This is a genomic window from Trinickia sp. (genome assembly GCF_051953405.1).
Lineage (GTDB): Bacteria > Pseudomonadota > Gammaproteobacteria > Burkholderiales > Burkholderiaceae > Trinickia.
Window position 1 is genome coordinate 1 of sequence record NZ_JBQCIV010000045.1, and the last position, 14433, is coordinate 14433.

A 14433-nucleotide genomic window follows, 5' to 3' on the forward strand; every position below is an offset into this window, starting at 1 on the left:
ACCACCATCGGCTCATGGAACCGCTCGGCTATATCCCACCCGCTGAAGCTGAGGCAAACTACTACCGGCAACTCAGCAACGCAGTTGCGATGCCGGCATCAACTTAAACCAACCAGCCTCCACGATTCCCGGGGCGATTCAAACTTCTTGTCGCTATTGTTCTGCTGCTTGTGCTTCCGCTTCATGCGTTAGCCGGAATCCGTACTGCCACGCCGGCCCAGATCGAAAAGGCTATTCACCAGCACGTCGCCAAGCTGCGAGCTACCGAATACCGTGATGCACGGACAGTGAAGGCTGAAAGCGGCATCGTAGTAGCGATCTACACCGTTGAAGGCGCGTGCGCTGGGCTCAGTCTGCGAGCGAAGCCCGGCACCTGCTCGAACAATTGGGTTCGATACATGGTGGCGCTCTCAGGTCATCGGGTCACGCCTCCTGTCGTGGTCGGAGGAAACGGCGGTTTTTCAGACGCTGGCGTGAAGATTTCGGATGGGATCATTGAGATAAGTGGTCGGTCCGCTGGTCCTAACGATGCGGTCTGCTGTCCCTCTGTGCCGGAGACAAAGAGATTCAAAATTTCCGCTTCCGGTCTTAGTGAGGTTCGACCGTGACTGTGAGCGTCAAATGTGTGCTACACCGGACCGCTCGCGAAGGGCTGTTCGAGTAGTCGTGACTTTTCGTTTTAAGTGTCCGGAATCGGGATTCGACAATGTCTCGGTCGCGTCGGTAACGGCCGACCAAGTGATGTCGAGCGCTCGTCGGCCAGTTTCGGACGAGCCTGCACTGAACCCCCTGCCCACCTCAACGTGCACGCTGCTTGCCCCGGCCCGACGACGATGCCCGGCCCGCCGTGACACGTTGCTGCGCCTGCCACCCGGGATGCACGATGGGCGCCTGCACGCCCATGGCACGCGGCAGGTTCTCTACCAGCGTGTCGATGGCTATGCGCACGCGCAAAGGCATGTAGTCCGTTGCCGGCCAAATGGCGTGAGTGTCCATGGAGGCAGCCGGCCGTTCCCCCCACAGCACCGTCAGCGCCCCCGCCCGTATCCGGTCGCACACCAACCAATGCGGCAGCCACGCGATGCCCATGCCGGCCACCGCCGCGTCGGCCGTCACGTCGAGATCGTCGAACCGCAGGCGCGACGCAAGCCGGACTTCTGTGAGGCACCCGTCGGTATCGGGCAACAACCACGGATACGGATGGCCCGTGCGCCAATGAATCAACACGTCATGGGTGGCCAAGGCTTCGATCGTATCGGGCTCGCCGCGCGCCTGGAGGTATGCGGGTGCGGCGCACAACACTTTCGGCTGGGTGGCGAGCGGGCGGGCACACAGCCCGGTGGCCTCGGCTAGCGCGCCATTGCGAATACCTAGATCGAAACCCTCGGCAATCATGTCGACGGGCCTATCGCTGAGGCTCAGTTCAAGCTCGAGCTTGGGATGCTGGCGGGCGAACTCCAGTAGGATCGGCGCAACGCAATAGCGGCCGAACAGCACCGGCATCGTCACGCGCAGGCGCCCGGCCACTTCCTGCTTGCCGGAGTCGAGCAGGGATTCCGCCGCGCGCAGTTCCTCGATCGCGCGCAGGCAACGCTCGTAGTAGATCTGCCCGTCCTCGGTCAGGTTTTGGGTGCGCGTGGTGCGGTGAAAAAGCCGCACGCCGAGGCGCGTTTCCAGCCGCGCAATCGCTTTGCCCACGGCCGAGCGCGAAAGCGCAAGCCGTTCGGCAGCACGCGCAAAGCCGCCGGCCTCCACCGCTTCCACGAAGACGGCAACGCCGTCCAGCCGGCCGCGCATGTCGGATTTCATGACCCCATCCCCGTACAAGAATTGAATGCACTACATGCGTGCCCTTGGCGCCCGCGTACCGAACATAACCGCTGAAAGCGCGCGTTTGGTAGCACCCAGTTCTACAAAGGTGAGAAAAACCGTCGCCACTAGCGCGTGCCCTTCCACAGTAGCATCGTCTCTACCCCTTCTTCGTTTCCTCTGCTTCCTCAACAACATCCCGATGCAGATTTCTATCGTCTATGACAGCGGCTATGGCCACACCGCGCGGCAAGCCCACAGCGTGGCAGACGGCGTGCGCCGCATCGCTAGTGCTCAGGCACAGTTGATCCCCGTCGCAGAAAGCCCCGTCCCCTGGGACACGCTCGAAGCCAGCGACGCGATCGTCTTTGGCGCCCCGACCTACAACGGCGCCCCCAGCGCGCGCTTCAAACAGTTCTGCGAAGACTCGACTAAGCGCGCCTGGATCGATATGAAGTGGCGCAACAAGGTCGCGGCCGGCTTCACCAATTCAGGCGCGCAGAACGGCGACAAGCTGCACTCGCTGATCTCCATGGCGCTATTTGCCGCGCAGCACGGCATGTTGTGGGTGGGACTCGACCTAAAGCCCGGCAATGACAGCAGCCGCGGCACGGTACATGACCTCAACCGCCTGGGCAGTTGGCTCGGCGCGATGGCGCAATCCAATGGCGACCAGGGCCCGGACGACACCCCCATCCAGAGCGATCTCGACACCGCGGCCTACCTTGGGCAGCGCGTGGCCGAGACACTGCGCCGGTTGCAGCCGGCTTGATACCCCTCCTTGTTTGCCACCGAAACCAATTCCATGAAATTCCTCTGCCTCGACATTCCGCAACCCGGCGCCACCTTGGAGCAATACCAGCCGCACATGCATGACGAAACCCGCCATGCGTGGACGCTCTATACCGGCGGCATCGTGCGCGACTTCTACTTCCGTCAGGACCGCCCCGGCGTCGCCCTGATTGCCGAGGCCGACTCGGTCGAAGCCGCACGCGCCGCGCTGAACGAATTTCCGCTCGCGAAGGCCGGTCTCATCGGCTGGGACGTGATTCCGCTCGGACCCTTCACCGGCTGGCAACTGCTCTTCGCACCGGGCAACCCCTGACCTTTCCTTCGGAGCCGCAATGAACGTTTCAGGCTACGCAGCATTATCGGCCACCAGCGGTCTCGCGCCCTTCGCCTTCGAGCGGCGAGCCCCCCGCGCGGACGATGTTGTCATCGACATCCTGTTCTGCGGGGTGTGCCACACGGATCTGCACCTGGCTCGCAACCACGGCGGCTTCACGACATATCCGATCGTGCCGGGCCACGAGATCATCGGCAAGGTGCGGCACGTGGGTAGCGAGGTGACCCGGTTCAAGGCGGGCGACATGGTTGGCGTCGGCTGCATGGTCGATTCGTGCCAGCACTGCCAGCCTTGCCTGAAGGGCTGGGAGCAGGATTGTGCCGAAGGCCCCACCTTCAGCTACAACGGCATCGACCGGCATGACGGCTCGGTGACATACGGCGGCTATTCGGATTCGATCGTCGTTCGCGACAAATTCGTGCTGTCTGTTCCCGATGGACTGGACCCCGCCGGCGCGGCGCCACTGCTGTGCGCCGGCATCACCGCGTGGTCGCCGCTGCATCGCTGGAATGTGGGCCCGGGTAGCAAGGTCGCGGTGATTGGCTTAGGCGGGCTGGGGCACATGGCGTTGAAGCTGGCCAAGGCGCTTGGCGCCGATGTGTCGCTGTTCACGCGCTCGCCCGGCAAGGAGGACGACGCCCTCCGGCTTGGCGCCGATCACGTGGTGCTGTCGAACGATCCGGCCCAGATGGCCGCCGTGGCGAACCGGTTCGACGTAATCATCGACACGGTGCCCTACGATCACGACGTCAACCCCTACATGCCGACGCTGGCACTCGAAGGGGTACTGGTGGTGGTCGGCTACCTGGGCCCGTTCGGCACACCGGTGAATGCTGGCGGCATTGTGCGCGGACGCCGCGCCATTTCCGGCTCCTTCATTGGCGGGGTGCCGGAAACCCAGCAGATGCTCGACTTCTGCGGGCGGCACGGCATCGTCTCCGACGTCGAAGTCATTGCCATCCAACAGATCGACGAAGCGTATGAGCGCCTGTTGAAGAGCGACGTGAAGTATCGGTTCGTCATCGACATGGCCTCGCTCAAACACTCAGGAGTCGCTGCATGAGCGCAACCGTCAAGCCCGTTCTGTGCGTTGTCACAAGCCACCCGATCCGCGGCGACAGCGGCGAGCCCACCGGCTTTGCCATGGTGGAACTCACGCACCCGCTGGCTGTTTTTCGCGAGGCCGGCATTCCGACCGAGATCGCATCGATCCGTGGCGGGCACCCGCCCATCGACTTTTTCGATCTCAGCGATCCGATCAACGATCGCTTCTGGCATGACGCCACCTTCCGGGAAGCACTCGCGCATTCACTCGTGCTCGGCGAGGTAGACCCATCGCGCTACTCGGCGGTGTTCTTCGCTGGCGGCCACGGCACCATGTGGGACTTTGCCGACAGCCTCGCCGTTCAGCGCGTAATTCGTATCATCTATGAAGCCGGTGGCATCGTGTCGGCCGTCTGTCATGGCCCGGCGGCATTGATCAATGCCACGCTGTCGGATGGCCGCCATCTGGTTGCCGGCAAGAAGGTCGCCGCCTTCACCGATGAGGAAGAGGCCGAGGTCAAATACACCAACGTCGTGCCCTACCTGCTGGCAACGACACTCAAGCAGCGGGGCGCGCTACATCAGCCTGCGCCCAACTGGACGGCCAACGTGGTGGTGGATGGTCGCCTGATCACCGGCCAAAACCCGGCCTCGGCGCACGGCGTGGGCGAAGCGGTGGTCAAGCAACTCACGGCAAAGGCCTGACATGAAGATCGTCGCCATCGAAGAACATGTGTTGCCGGAAGCTGTCCGGCAGGCGTGGAGCACGCTTCCCGGCGGCGACGATGGCACGCTCGCCCTGAATGCCGGCCAGCTCGGCGAGCGGCTCGCCGACCTGGCCGAGCAGCGGTTGGCGCTGATGGACGAAACCGGCGTGGACGTACAGGTGCTCTCGCTCACCACGCCAGGGCTGAACAACCTCGGGCACCACGGCATCGACCTGGCTCGACGCGTGAATGACTTGCTGGCCGAGACGGTTGCGGCCAACCCGTCGCGCTTTCAGGCGCTGGCCGTCTTGCCCTTTGCCGATAGCGAAGGTGCCGCGCAAGAACTCCGGCGCTGTGTCGAACAGCTTGGTTGCAAGGGCGCCATCGTCTATGGCCGCGTCGGCGAGAAGAATCTCGACCATGCGATGTTCGAGCCGACGTTTGCGTGCGCTGCGGAACTCGGCGTGCCATTGTTGATCCATCCGCAGATTCCGCAAGCCGGCGTGCGTAACGCTTACTACGCAGGCCTGGGCGCGCCGATGGACCTCGCACTGTCGACGTTCGGCATAGGATGGCATTACGAAGCCGGCATCCAGTTCGTGCGCATGGTCGTGGCCGGGGTGTTCGACCGGCATCCGGGTCTGCTGGTGATCCTCGGCCATTGGGGTGAACTCGTCATGTTCTATCTGGAGCGCCTGACCATGCTCGATCGGGTATCGACAGCGCAGCGCCCGTTTGCCGAATACGTCCGGGACCACCTTTACCTGACCGCCAGCGGCATGTTCAGCACGGCGTATCTGCACCAGGCTATCGAACTGGTCGGGCCAGACCGGATTCTGTTCTCGACCGATTTCCCATACCAGTACCGCTCCGGTGCGGACGCCAGACGATTTGTCGAAACGCTGCCGCTTGGCGACGTCGACAAACGGAAGTTCGCGCATGCCAACTGGGACAGACTCACCCAGCGAGGCCAGCCATGAAGCCGCTGGTATCGGCCCCTCACGCATTGCATTGCACCGCATCGCATTGATCGTGCCGAGCTACACTGCGATGCAGATCACCGCCGCCCAGACAACGCACCCGCACACGGGAGACCCCACCATGCAAAGCCCAGGACTGTGGACCGCGGCCGACCATGCGCAAAACGCCGGTGCGCCGTACGTGCGCATCGCGCAGCTCGACGTCGATCCGCAGCATTTGGCGGAGTTCAAGACGGTGCTTGAGCAGAGCGTGTCCACCTCCGTGCGCGTGGAGCCCGGCGTCTATACCTTGTACGCCGTCGCGCTGAAGGCACACCCGAACCGGTTTCTCGTCTTCGAGATGTACAAGGACGAGGCGACGTATGCCGCCCACCGCGAGACACCGCATTTCCGCACGTTCTTCGAAGCCACACAGACCATGGTGACCTCTCGCACGTTTCTGGACGTCGATCCTGTTGCGCTGGGCGCCAAGGCGTACTGGCACTTATCGGGCGAGTGACGACGTGGCGCATGCCGGCCGCATTCTGACATTGGCACGGGCGCTTGGCCTGAACATCATGCGCGCCCTTGCCGCGACGCCCCTTCATTCCACAGCGATTCCCGCATCCATATGACCACCGAGCCCCCCGAAACCACGCTGCTGCCTCGGCAGCAGGCCATCGTTCCGATCGCCGCTCACGCCGCCATTGGCGATATGCCACGCCTGAATGCTGCCTTGATCCGAGCTCTGGATGCCGGCCTGACCGTCAGCGACTGCAAGGAAATCCTGGTGCAGATGTACGCGTACGCGGGCTTCCCGCGCAGCCTCAACGCCCTCGCCGAACTCATGCGTGTGCTCCAGACCCGCAACGATCAAGGCATCGAAGATGCCCCCGGCCGTGACCCCGGCCCCGTGCCGGAAGGTGCGGCACTGCTGGCAGCCGGCACGGCCAACCAGACCCAGCTCGCGGGTGCGCCGGTCAAAGGCGCCTTGTTCGACTTTGCCCCGGCCATTGACCAGTATCTGAAAACGCATTTGTTCGGCGACATCTTTGCCCGCGACAACCTCGACTGGGAAGACCGCGAACTCGCCACGGTCGCCGCGCTGGCAGCCATGTCAGGCGTGGAACCCCAGTTGCAGGCCCACATGCGCCTGAGCATGAACGCGGGCGTGTCCGCCCAGCAGTTGCGGCAGGCGGTGCAGGTCCTCGCAGATACGGTGAGCGCCGATGCCAGCCAGCGAGCGCAAGCCGCGCTACAAGCGCATTTGGCGCCGGAAGGGCATCACTGAGGCGCCCCGCTCCTCGGCGACCGACAGGAAGACCCGACCACGAGATCGCTAGGCGTTTCGATGGGCATGCGTACGCTCTGTGCGCTGGCCTTTCTCCTTGCCACGCCAATGCAGGCCTAAAATGCAGGCCGAGAAGTCGACCCGACAGGTCGGAAGGCGGCCATGATCGGTCATTCGACATCGCCGTCGAGATCGCCGAAAATCGCTGAATTCGCACAGACAAAAAGCAGACTATCGTGAGCGTGAACGCAGATCGCATACGGGAGAAGGTTAACGCGGCCGCGTACGACGAGGCATATTCGATCGGCCGGATGGCATTGGAAGATTCGCCGCGTGATGACGAAGTCATTGCTGCGTTGTGCGTTTTGACCGCGCAGCTAAGGTCGACATGCATGGACCTGGCGGCACGGAAGATGGACTACGGTCCTGACTACGACGCGCTTGAAAACCTGCTGAGAGAAGCGAACAAGTTGACTGGCCAAGACATGTACGGCCGCACCATTGCCGCGCCGCCGAGTCAATACTAGAACCTGGGCCGAAGAAGCTGAGAATCGGAACGGCGGACTGCAGCGTGTTATTGACGGCAGTGCCGCTCGATCAGCAACAGACCGTGGAACTAGCCTCGCTCCATTGAGAACGATCCGATTTCATTGTTGCCCAACAATTACCGCACGAGTGCCTGCCTATGCCACCGACGACGCTGTCCCAGCAAGAGCGCCTGCGCGGCGGCTTGTTCGGGCTGTTGATTGGGGACGCCTTGGGCGTTCCATACGAATTCCATAGCGCGGCGTCGATCTCCACGTTAGCCACGATTGAGATGACGCCACCGCCGAATTTCGAGCGCGCGCATGAAGGCGTACCGCCCGGCACATGGAGCGACGACGGCGCGCAAGCGCTCGCGCTCCTTGATGCGCTATTGCGCGACAGAAATCTGGACCTCGTGGCGTTTGCGGACAACCTGCTGGACTGGTTTCACCGCGGGACATTTACGCCAGATGGGAACGTCTTCGACGTCGGCCTGCAAACGCAGCGCGCTTTTCACCGCTTAGCGTCGGGCGTTGCCCCTGCCGTCGCGGGGCCTAGCGACGACCACGATAACGGCAATGGCTCGCTCATGCGCTGTCTGCCTGTCGTCATGGTAGCGACGTCACACGAGGAAGCGATTCACCTCGCTCGCAAGCAGAGCTTGATAACCCATGGGCATACCCGTTCCCAGTTGTGTTGTGCACTCTATTGCTTAACGGCAATGGGCATCCTCGAAAACATGACTGCTGCCGATGCCGTACGCGCGGCAGAAAACGAATTGCTCGAGCGCTACGCTGGCGCGGCGGAAGAAGTCGAATTGAAAATCGCGTTGGACGGTCGCTTCGACGCACCACGGGGATCCGGTTATGTAGTCGACAGTTTTTGGTCGGCCATTCACTGTTTGTTGTCGACACGCAATTATGAAGACTGCGTCAGGCGCGCGATCATGCTCGGCAACGACACAGACACCACGGCGGCCATCGCCGGCGGATTGGCAGGAACTTTATATGGTGAGGGCGCGCTGCCGATGCGCTGGCTTGCTACGTTGCGGCGACGAGAAATTGCCGAGGGTTTGTTGGCCAAGCTTCGACATTTCTATCGGACCCCGGGCGCGAATGCTCTGTTCTGACGCGGCTGACGGAAAGTCGCATGCTCCCGCGCCTGAAATCCATCGAAGTATCGACTTCGCAGTGATGAACCCAAGCCGTCGACATACGCATCACGCGTTCATCACGCCCCAAGCATCGCCCTCATCTGCTTCGTATCCCGCGTGGGTGGCGCACCAAACATGCGCGCATATTCGCGACTGAATTGCGATGCGCTTTCGTAGCCCACTGCAAATGCGGCCGCTTCGACTCCCATCGACTGCGACAACATCAACCGGCGAGCCTCAAGAAGACGAAGCTGCTTCTGATACTGAACAGGTGTCAGCGAAGTCAGTGCCTTGAACTGGCGGTGAAAGGCCGAGCGACTGAGCTGCGCGACCGAAGCGAGTTCGTCGACGAGGACCGGGTCGGCATAGCGTTGCCGCAGGGATCGGATTGCTTGCATGACACGCTGGGATGGGCTGTCTGCGAGGGCGAATCGCGCCATTTCACCGCCATGAGGCCCGGCGAGAAGCCAGTAGCACATCTCGCGGATCACCAGAGGCGCGATCGTCGGGATCGCGTTTGGCGTGTCGAGCAGACGAACGAGTCGCAGGGCGCAGTCCGCTAGCGGTCCATCAAAATCGGTCACGAGCACACCGCGACAGTGCTCCACAACGGCTTTGGGCGGACTCGCCATCTGTTCGACGACACTGCGCATCATGGCCAGATCGAGTTCGACAATCAGTACGAGGCATGGCTTGTCGGGCCGCGCTTCGAAGACGCGCCCGAGCGAAGGCGCCTCCACGCCCACGACAAGGGCTTGACCCGCCCTGTATTCAAGTCGACTTCCACCGAATGTCGCCCACTTTGCGCCTTGAGCGACGATACACATGGCCGGGCTCGCTAGCCTGTAGGACGGTGGCTTGGGATGGTCGGAACGCAGAATGTAGACGCCGTCGATTGCCGTCGCGTATGGACTCGGGCCCGACTGATCTAGTGTGTAACGCAGAATCGCTTTGGCCAACGGATCCGACATAGGTTTGGCACCTTCAAATGACCTCGTCCGAGCATACTCCGCAGGAGCACAATTAGGCAAAAACCAGGCGAGTTTCGGCATTCAACACGTCGCCCTCACATCCATACAATCGGTTCACACCCATATGTGAGAGGCAAACATGTCACGAACCACCCAGGACGTTGCCAACAAGGTAGCGATTGTCACCGGCGGAAGTCGCGGTATTGGTCGCGATACCGTGTCTCGGCTTGCGGCGCGAGGCGTGCGCACGATCTTCACGTACAAGTCGAACCGAGCAGACGCGGATTCGGTTGTCGCCCTGACGACCGAGGCGGGTGCGCCCGCCATCGCGCTTCAACTCGACACTGGCGTAGCCAGTTCGTTCGACGGCTTTGTCGCGCGTGTGCGCGAAGCACTCGGCACGATGGGCGTCGATCGTTTTGACTTTCTGGTCAACAACGCCGGCACCTCGTCCACCGCCAGCTTCACCGAGGGTACGGAAGACGAACTCGATGCTCAGTTCGCCGTGCATTTCAAGGGAGTCTTTCTGCTGTCGCAGAAGCTGCTTCCGCTCATCCGCGACGGTGGACGGATTGTGAACATCTCGTCCGGGCTTGCCCGATTTGCCTTCCCTAACAGGGCGGTCTATGGCCCCATGAAGGCCGCCGTCGAAGCACTCACGCGTTATATGGCACTCGAGTTAGGACCTCGCCGCATCGCAGTCAATGTCGTCGCACCCGGTGCGATCGCCACTGATTTCAGCGGCGGTATCGTCCGCGATAATCCGCAGGTCAACAAGGCGGTCGCCGACCACACGGCGCTCGGTCGTGCCGGCCTTCCTCAAGACGTGGGTCCCGTCATCGCCGGGCTACTTTCGGACGAATTCGGATGGGTCAATGCACAGCGCATCGAGGTCGCAGGCGGTATTCACATCTGAAGCGCGAGACAAGCCTCTTGGGGCTGTGGACGACCGTTCGGCGACCTGGTCAGGCAGAGGTCGGCCAGCAAGAGACGTTTGCCAGGGGGACGTAGATCGTCGACAATCGCCGTCCATGTACGTGACACTGTGCGTACGAGCTGGCCGACCTGCCATTTCGAAAATGACGGCCAAAGAACTACGGCGAAATTTGCTCCGGTTGATTGAAACCTACGGCTCAGATTCCGGTGTTCGTGATGAACTGGAGTCCTTGGTGTATCGGCGTGACATCCCGGCAAAAGGCATGTCGGTATACGCAACATGGGCGCCAGGTCATCGGCTCACCAATGGGAGAAAAAATTCGGATGCGTATCGCAACGACAGGAAGCCCCAGTTGCTTGCGCGAACGCGCATTCGCCGACTTCCCCGAATCCATTTGGCAGGCAATCGAAACGGCCTATAGCGAGCCGCATCGTCACTATCACGGCCTCGGTCACCTTAGCGCAATGTTCGCCGAGTACGACCGCATCGAATCGTCTTTGCGTTTCCCGCGCGCCGTACGATGGGCCGTTTGGATGCACGATTTCCACTACGACGTGGACATGGCCCGCTACCCGACGAACGAAACCCGCAGCGCAACTATGCTCGTGGCGCTCTGGCGCGAGCACGCGCCGCACTTGGCCGCACTGCGCGAACCCGTCGATAGCGAACACGACATTGCTGCGCTGGACTTAGCCGCCGAACTGATCCTGTGCACCAAAGGACACGACATCCGTACGTCCGTCCTGCTGGCGCACCCGCAGGCGCTCGACGATGCGCAGCACTTTCTCGACATCGATCTGTCGATCCTCGCGGCCCCCGTCGACATATGCGACCGCTACGACGAAGATATCCGCAAGGAATTCGCCGCCGTGCCCGAACCGCTATTCGCCACAGAACGCGCCCGGGCATTGCGCCACTTCCTCGCGAGGGAAAGAATCTTCTATTCTCCGGCTTTCGCACAGTGCGAAGCCGCAGCTCGCGACAACCTGCGGCGGCTCATCGACAAATGGGAACGCGTCGCGGCACAATCCACCTCCCGCTAACCGACGGGGCAACGCTCCTTCAAGCGGCTGCAACGGCGGCAACGCCACCGTTGCCGCGTCCCGTTATCGCGGCGCCGGCTGGCGCATCAAGCGCCATGCGATCGTAGCGAGCACCCCGACCGCGAGAACCAGCGCGCTCCACAACACGAAGGGGCGACGCGCCGCGCCTGCATCACGAAACGCTTTTTCACCCAAGATCTCGTTAAGTATTCCTTAACGCCGATGCAAACAATTACTTGATTGCTGTTGATTATTGGCACCCTTACTCTAGGTTGAATATTTCGTACTTTTAAAAGTAACACAATAGGGGTTAGAATTTATGAGGCTGGGATCTACTCTGCGAATTGCATTTAGTCATTTGGCAATATTCGGCTTTGCGTCAGTGACGCATATCGCATGGGCGCAAAGCAATCCGATTAAAATCGGCTTTGCCGCGCCCTTGACCGGTGCATCGGCGAATTATGGTAAAGATCTGGAGATGGGCGTGCGTCTCGCCATCGACGACGTCAATACCGCCAAAATTACGGTTGACGGAAAGCCTCTGCAACTGGCACTCGACTCTCAAGACGACGCTGGCGACCCGAAGACAGCAGTGCAAGTTGCGCAACGGCTGGTAGATTCAAACGTCGTCGCTGTAATTGGACACTTCAACTCAGGTAATACCCTGGTCGCTTCCAGCGTGTATAACCAAGCTGGAACGCCGTTTGTTGTTCCTGCGTCCTCCAATCCGGCCATTACTAAACAAGGTTTCAAGCTGTTGTATCGCCCTTATGGGACAGACAACACAGTGGCTCAAGCAGCAGCGCAGTACGCGGTACAGACTCTCAAAGCCAAGCGCATCGCGATCGTCGACGATCGAACCGCTTATGGATCGGGCATTGCCGATGAATTCACCGCTGCGGTCAAAGCGAACGGCGGGCAGATCGTTAGCCGCGAATTTACCAACGATCAAGCGACGGACTTCAAGGCTATCGTAACCAACATCGTCGGGGAACATGCGGACCTGGTCTTTCTCGCGTGTCTCGGCAGCGAAGGCGCATTGATCGTCAAGCAAGCTCGTCAGCTCGATTTCCACGGGGCGCTAATGGCGGGTGGGACCTTTGCCAACAAGGGTTTCATCACCCGTGCCGGTAATGCCGGTGAGGGCATGTACGCGTTCGAGCAAGGCGTGACGCTGGCTCAATACCCGCAAGGCGCAGCCTTTCTCAAGCGCTTTCATGCTAAGTACGGCACCGACCCAATCGGCTATGCGCCGTTTGCCTACAACAGTGTCTGGGTCATCGTGAATGCAATGAAGGCGGCCAACTCGACCGACCCTAAGCAATTTGGCCCCGCAATCTCCAAGCTTTCCTTCGAGGGCTTACTCGGCGCGGTCGAATTCAATCAGTTCGGCGATTTGAAGGCGCCCAAAACGACACTGTTCAAGCTCGATGGCGGTAAGTGGACGCCAGTGAAAACAATCCAGGTGGGCGCAAAATAGCGTGGTCGCCGCCGCCATCATCGGCAGAAGCCGCGTCGTGCCCGAACCCAATCCACCCAACTCAAGCGATCGTGACGTCAGCATGCTTTCATCGCCATGAACTTGTGCGGCTTGGGTCGCGTTGGTCGAGGCCGCGTTTTGGCTGGGCGATGCACGTAGGTACGCCGCGCCGGCAAGTCAAGCGCGTTGGCGAGTTCTCGCGCAGTGGCGCGGCCAAGCAGTGTTGTCGACACGCAATTATGAAGACTGCGTCAGGCGCGCGATCATGCTCGGCAACGACACAGACACCACGGCGGCCATCGCCGGTGGATTGGCAGGAACTTGGTATGGTGAGGGCGCGCTGCCGAAGCGCTGGCTTGCAACCTTGCGGCAACGAGAAATTGCCGAGGGTTTGCTGGCCACGCTTTGACATTCCTAACAAATAGCCCCTGCCCGGTTGATCTATGCCGCATGCATAAGAAACGGCAGCCGTGAAGATCGTATTTTGATCCAAAAGATCCCAGACTATTGAACGGCTGTTTTCGGGAAAACGGAAGGAGGATTCAGGGTCGCTTTATGCACTTTGCATGAGGAACATACCCGAGACGATTGTTGTGCTCGGTCGTGGCACGCAGTGCGGCTAGGGCTAAATGTACACGATACATGCTCTAATACTTCGTTAGAGCCCGGAAACACGCAGAAGTAAATATTGAGTGCGATCACGTTGCCACCGACAATTATCAGGGTAAACGATATCCCTCATTTTCCGACCGCGTCGGGAATTTGTCCTATCATTCCATTGCAGGCGAAAATATAACAATATCCGACTGCGGCACGAAAATAGTTTTCCCATCTCCGTATTTTCTTTTCTGTGAATTCTCACAGTGGGCATGCTACGCTTTTTTAATGGGGTTTATCATGGGATACAAAGGCTCAGCTCTGCTAACGAACCAGTTTTTACTCAAAGAAGATTATCTGTTATCGCCTGACGGTAAGCACCAGTTTATTTTGCAGGACGATGGAAATTTGGTGCTGTACCGCCTGAGCGACCACAAGGCGCTATGGGCATCCAACACCAATGGCAAGGCCGTATCGAAGGCAATAATGCAACAGGACGGAAACTTCGTCATATACGGCTACCCGGGTGCGATTTGGGCATCAGACACCAACGGAAAGCCAAATTCGACGTTGATTGCCCAAAATGATGGAAACGTTGTCATTTACGAACCGAAGGTACCCGTATGGGCGACCGGGACTAACGGCCAGTAAATCTAAAACTCGGTTGAGACGGCACACGCAATGTGTGCCGTCTCAAGTCTTTTTGAATATGAGGCTTCCGTAGCAGCCGAATTCTCCGAGGGGCGCCTTCGATGAAAAGCTCGGCCGACCGATATCGGCTATACAGCTTT

At 60.4% G+C, this 14433-nt stretch carries 16 protein-coding genes; 14 read left to right on the forward strand and 2 right to left on the reverse strand.

Annotated features, from left to right (window positions below; genetic code table 11):
• Nucleotides 1-798: 798 nt before the first annotated feature.
• Complete coding sequence (locus ACTHN9_RS07140; protein WP_440536061.1) at nucleotides 799-1809, reverse strand: LysR family transcriptional regulator; 1011 nt, start codon at nucleotides 1807-1809, stop codon at nucleotides 799-801.
• Between the two features lie 202 nt (nucleotides 1810-2011).
• Between ACTHN9_RS07140 and ACTHN9_RS07145 the strand changes: the two genes are divergently transcribed.
• From ACTHN9_RS07145 to ACTHN9_RS07185, 9 genes are all read left to right on the forward strand, one after another.
• Entirely contained in the window at nucleotides 2012-2581 is a 570-nt protein-coding gene (locus ACTHN9_RS07145; protein ID WP_440536062.1) for a flavodoxin family protein, read from the forward strand.
• A gap of 33 nt (nucleotides 2582-2614) precedes the next feature.
• Nucleotides 2615-2914 (forward strand): superoxide dismutase, encoded by a 300-nt coding sequence (locus tag ACTHN9_RS07150; RefSeq protein WP_440536091.1) that lies wholly within the window; start codon nucleotides 2615-2617, stop codon nucleotides 2912-2914.
• A gap of 19 nt (nucleotides 2915-2933) precedes the next feature.
• Nucleotides 2934-3998 carry an NAD(P)-dependent alcohol dehydrogenase gene (locus tag ACTHN9_RS07155; RefSeq protein ID WP_440536063.1) on the forward strand — a complete coding sequence of 355 codons (1065 nt, stop codon included), beginning with the start codon at nucleotides 2934-2936 and terminating at the stop codon, nucleotides 3996-3998.
• On the forward strand, nucleotides 3995-4684 hold the full coding sequence (locus ACTHN9_RS07160) for a type 1 glutamine amidotransferase domain-containing protein (protein WP_440536064.1): 690 nt from the start codon (nucleotides 3995-3997) through the stop codon (nucleotides 4682-4684). Before ACTHN9_RS07155 ends, ACTHN9_RS07160 begins: the two co-directional genes overlap by 4 nt.
• A gap of 1 nt (nucleotide 4685) precedes the next feature.
• Nucleotides 4686-5666 (forward strand): amidohydrolase family protein, encoded by a 981-nt coding sequence (locus ACTHN9_RS07165; protein ID WP_440536065.1) that lies wholly within the window; start codon nucleotides 4686-4688, stop codon nucleotides 5664-5666.
• Between the two features lie 121 nt (nucleotides 5667-5787).
• A complete protein-coding gene (locus tag ACTHN9_RS07170) occupies nucleotides 5788-6165 on the forward strand; it encodes a putative quinol monooxygenase (RefSeq protein ID WP_440536066.1) in 378 nt (125 codons plus the stop codon).
• 111 nt (nucleotides 6166-6276) lie between these two features.
• Entirely contained in the window at nucleotides 6277-6936 is a 660-nt protein-coding gene (locus ACTHN9_RS07175; protein WP_440536067.1) for a carboxymuconolactone decarboxylase family protein, read from the forward strand.
• 236 nt (nucleotides 6937-7172) lie between these two features.
• Nucleotides 7173-7463: a hypothetical protein gene (locus ACTHN9_RS07180; RefSeq protein ID WP_440536068.1), complete on the forward strand. Its 291-nt coding sequence runs from the start codon at nucleotides 7173-7175 to the stop codon at nucleotides 7461-7463.
• A 203-nt stretch (nucleotides 7464-7666) separates the two neighbouring features.
• Nucleotides 7667-8590 (forward strand): ADP-ribosylglycohydrolase family protein, encoded by a 924-nt coding sequence (locus ACTHN9_RS07185; RefSeq protein ID WP_440536069.1) that lies wholly within the window; start codon nucleotides 7667-7669, stop codon nucleotides 8588-8590.
• A 101-nt stretch (nucleotides 8591-8691) separates the two neighbouring features.
• On the opposite strand, the gene ACTHN9_RS07190 is transcribed toward ACTHN9_RS07185, so the two are convergent.
• Entirely contained in the window at nucleotides 8692-9666 is a 975-nt protein-coding gene (locus ACTHN9_RS07190; RefSeq protein ID WP_440536070.1) for an AraC family transcriptional regulator, read from the reverse strand.
• A 58-nt stretch (nucleotides 9667-9724) separates the two neighbouring features.
• Here ACTHN9_RS07190 and ACTHN9_RS07195 point away from each other — a divergent pair, with 58 nt between their 5' ends.
• The 5 genes from ACTHN9_RS07195 (at nucleotide 9725) to ACTHN9_RS07215 (ending at nucleotide 14293) form a co-directional block, all read left to right on the forward strand.
• Nucleotides 9725-10501 (forward strand): SDR family NAD(P)-dependent oxidoreductase, encoded by a 777-nt coding sequence (locus ACTHN9_RS07195; RefSeq protein ID WP_440536071.1) that lies wholly within the window; start codon nucleotides 9725-9727, stop codon nucleotides 10499-10501.
• A 344-nt stretch (nucleotides 10502-10845) separates the two neighbouring features.
• The gene (locus ACTHN9_RS07200) at nucleotides 10846-11565 is read left to right on the forward strand and encodes an HD domain-containing protein (RefSeq protein ID WP_440536072.1); all 720 of its coding nucleotides are present in this window, start codon (nucleotides 10846-10848) and stop codon (nucleotides 11563-11565) included.
• Between the two features lie 382 nt (nucleotides 11566-11947).
• Complete coding sequence (locus ACTHN9_RS07205; RefSeq protein WP_440536073.1) at nucleotides 11948-13045, forward strand: branched-chain amino acid ABC transporter substrate-binding protein; 1098 nt, start codon at nucleotides 11948-11950, stop codon at nucleotides 13043-13045.
• Nucleotides 13046-13265: 220 nt separating this feature from the next.
• Nucleotides 13266-13454: an ADP-ribosylglycohydrolase family protein gene (locus tag ACTHN9_RS07210; RefSeq protein ID WP_440536074.1), complete on the forward strand. Its 189-nt coding sequence runs from the start codon at nucleotides 13266-13268 to the stop codon at nucleotides 13452-13454.
• Nucleotides 13455-13942: 488 nt separating this feature from the next.
• Entirely contained in the window at nucleotides 13943-14293 is a 351-nt protein-coding gene (locus ACTHN9_RS07215) for a hypothetical protein (protein ID WP_440536075.1), read from the forward strand.
• The last annotated feature ends 140 nt before the right edge of the window (nucleotides 14294-14433 follow it).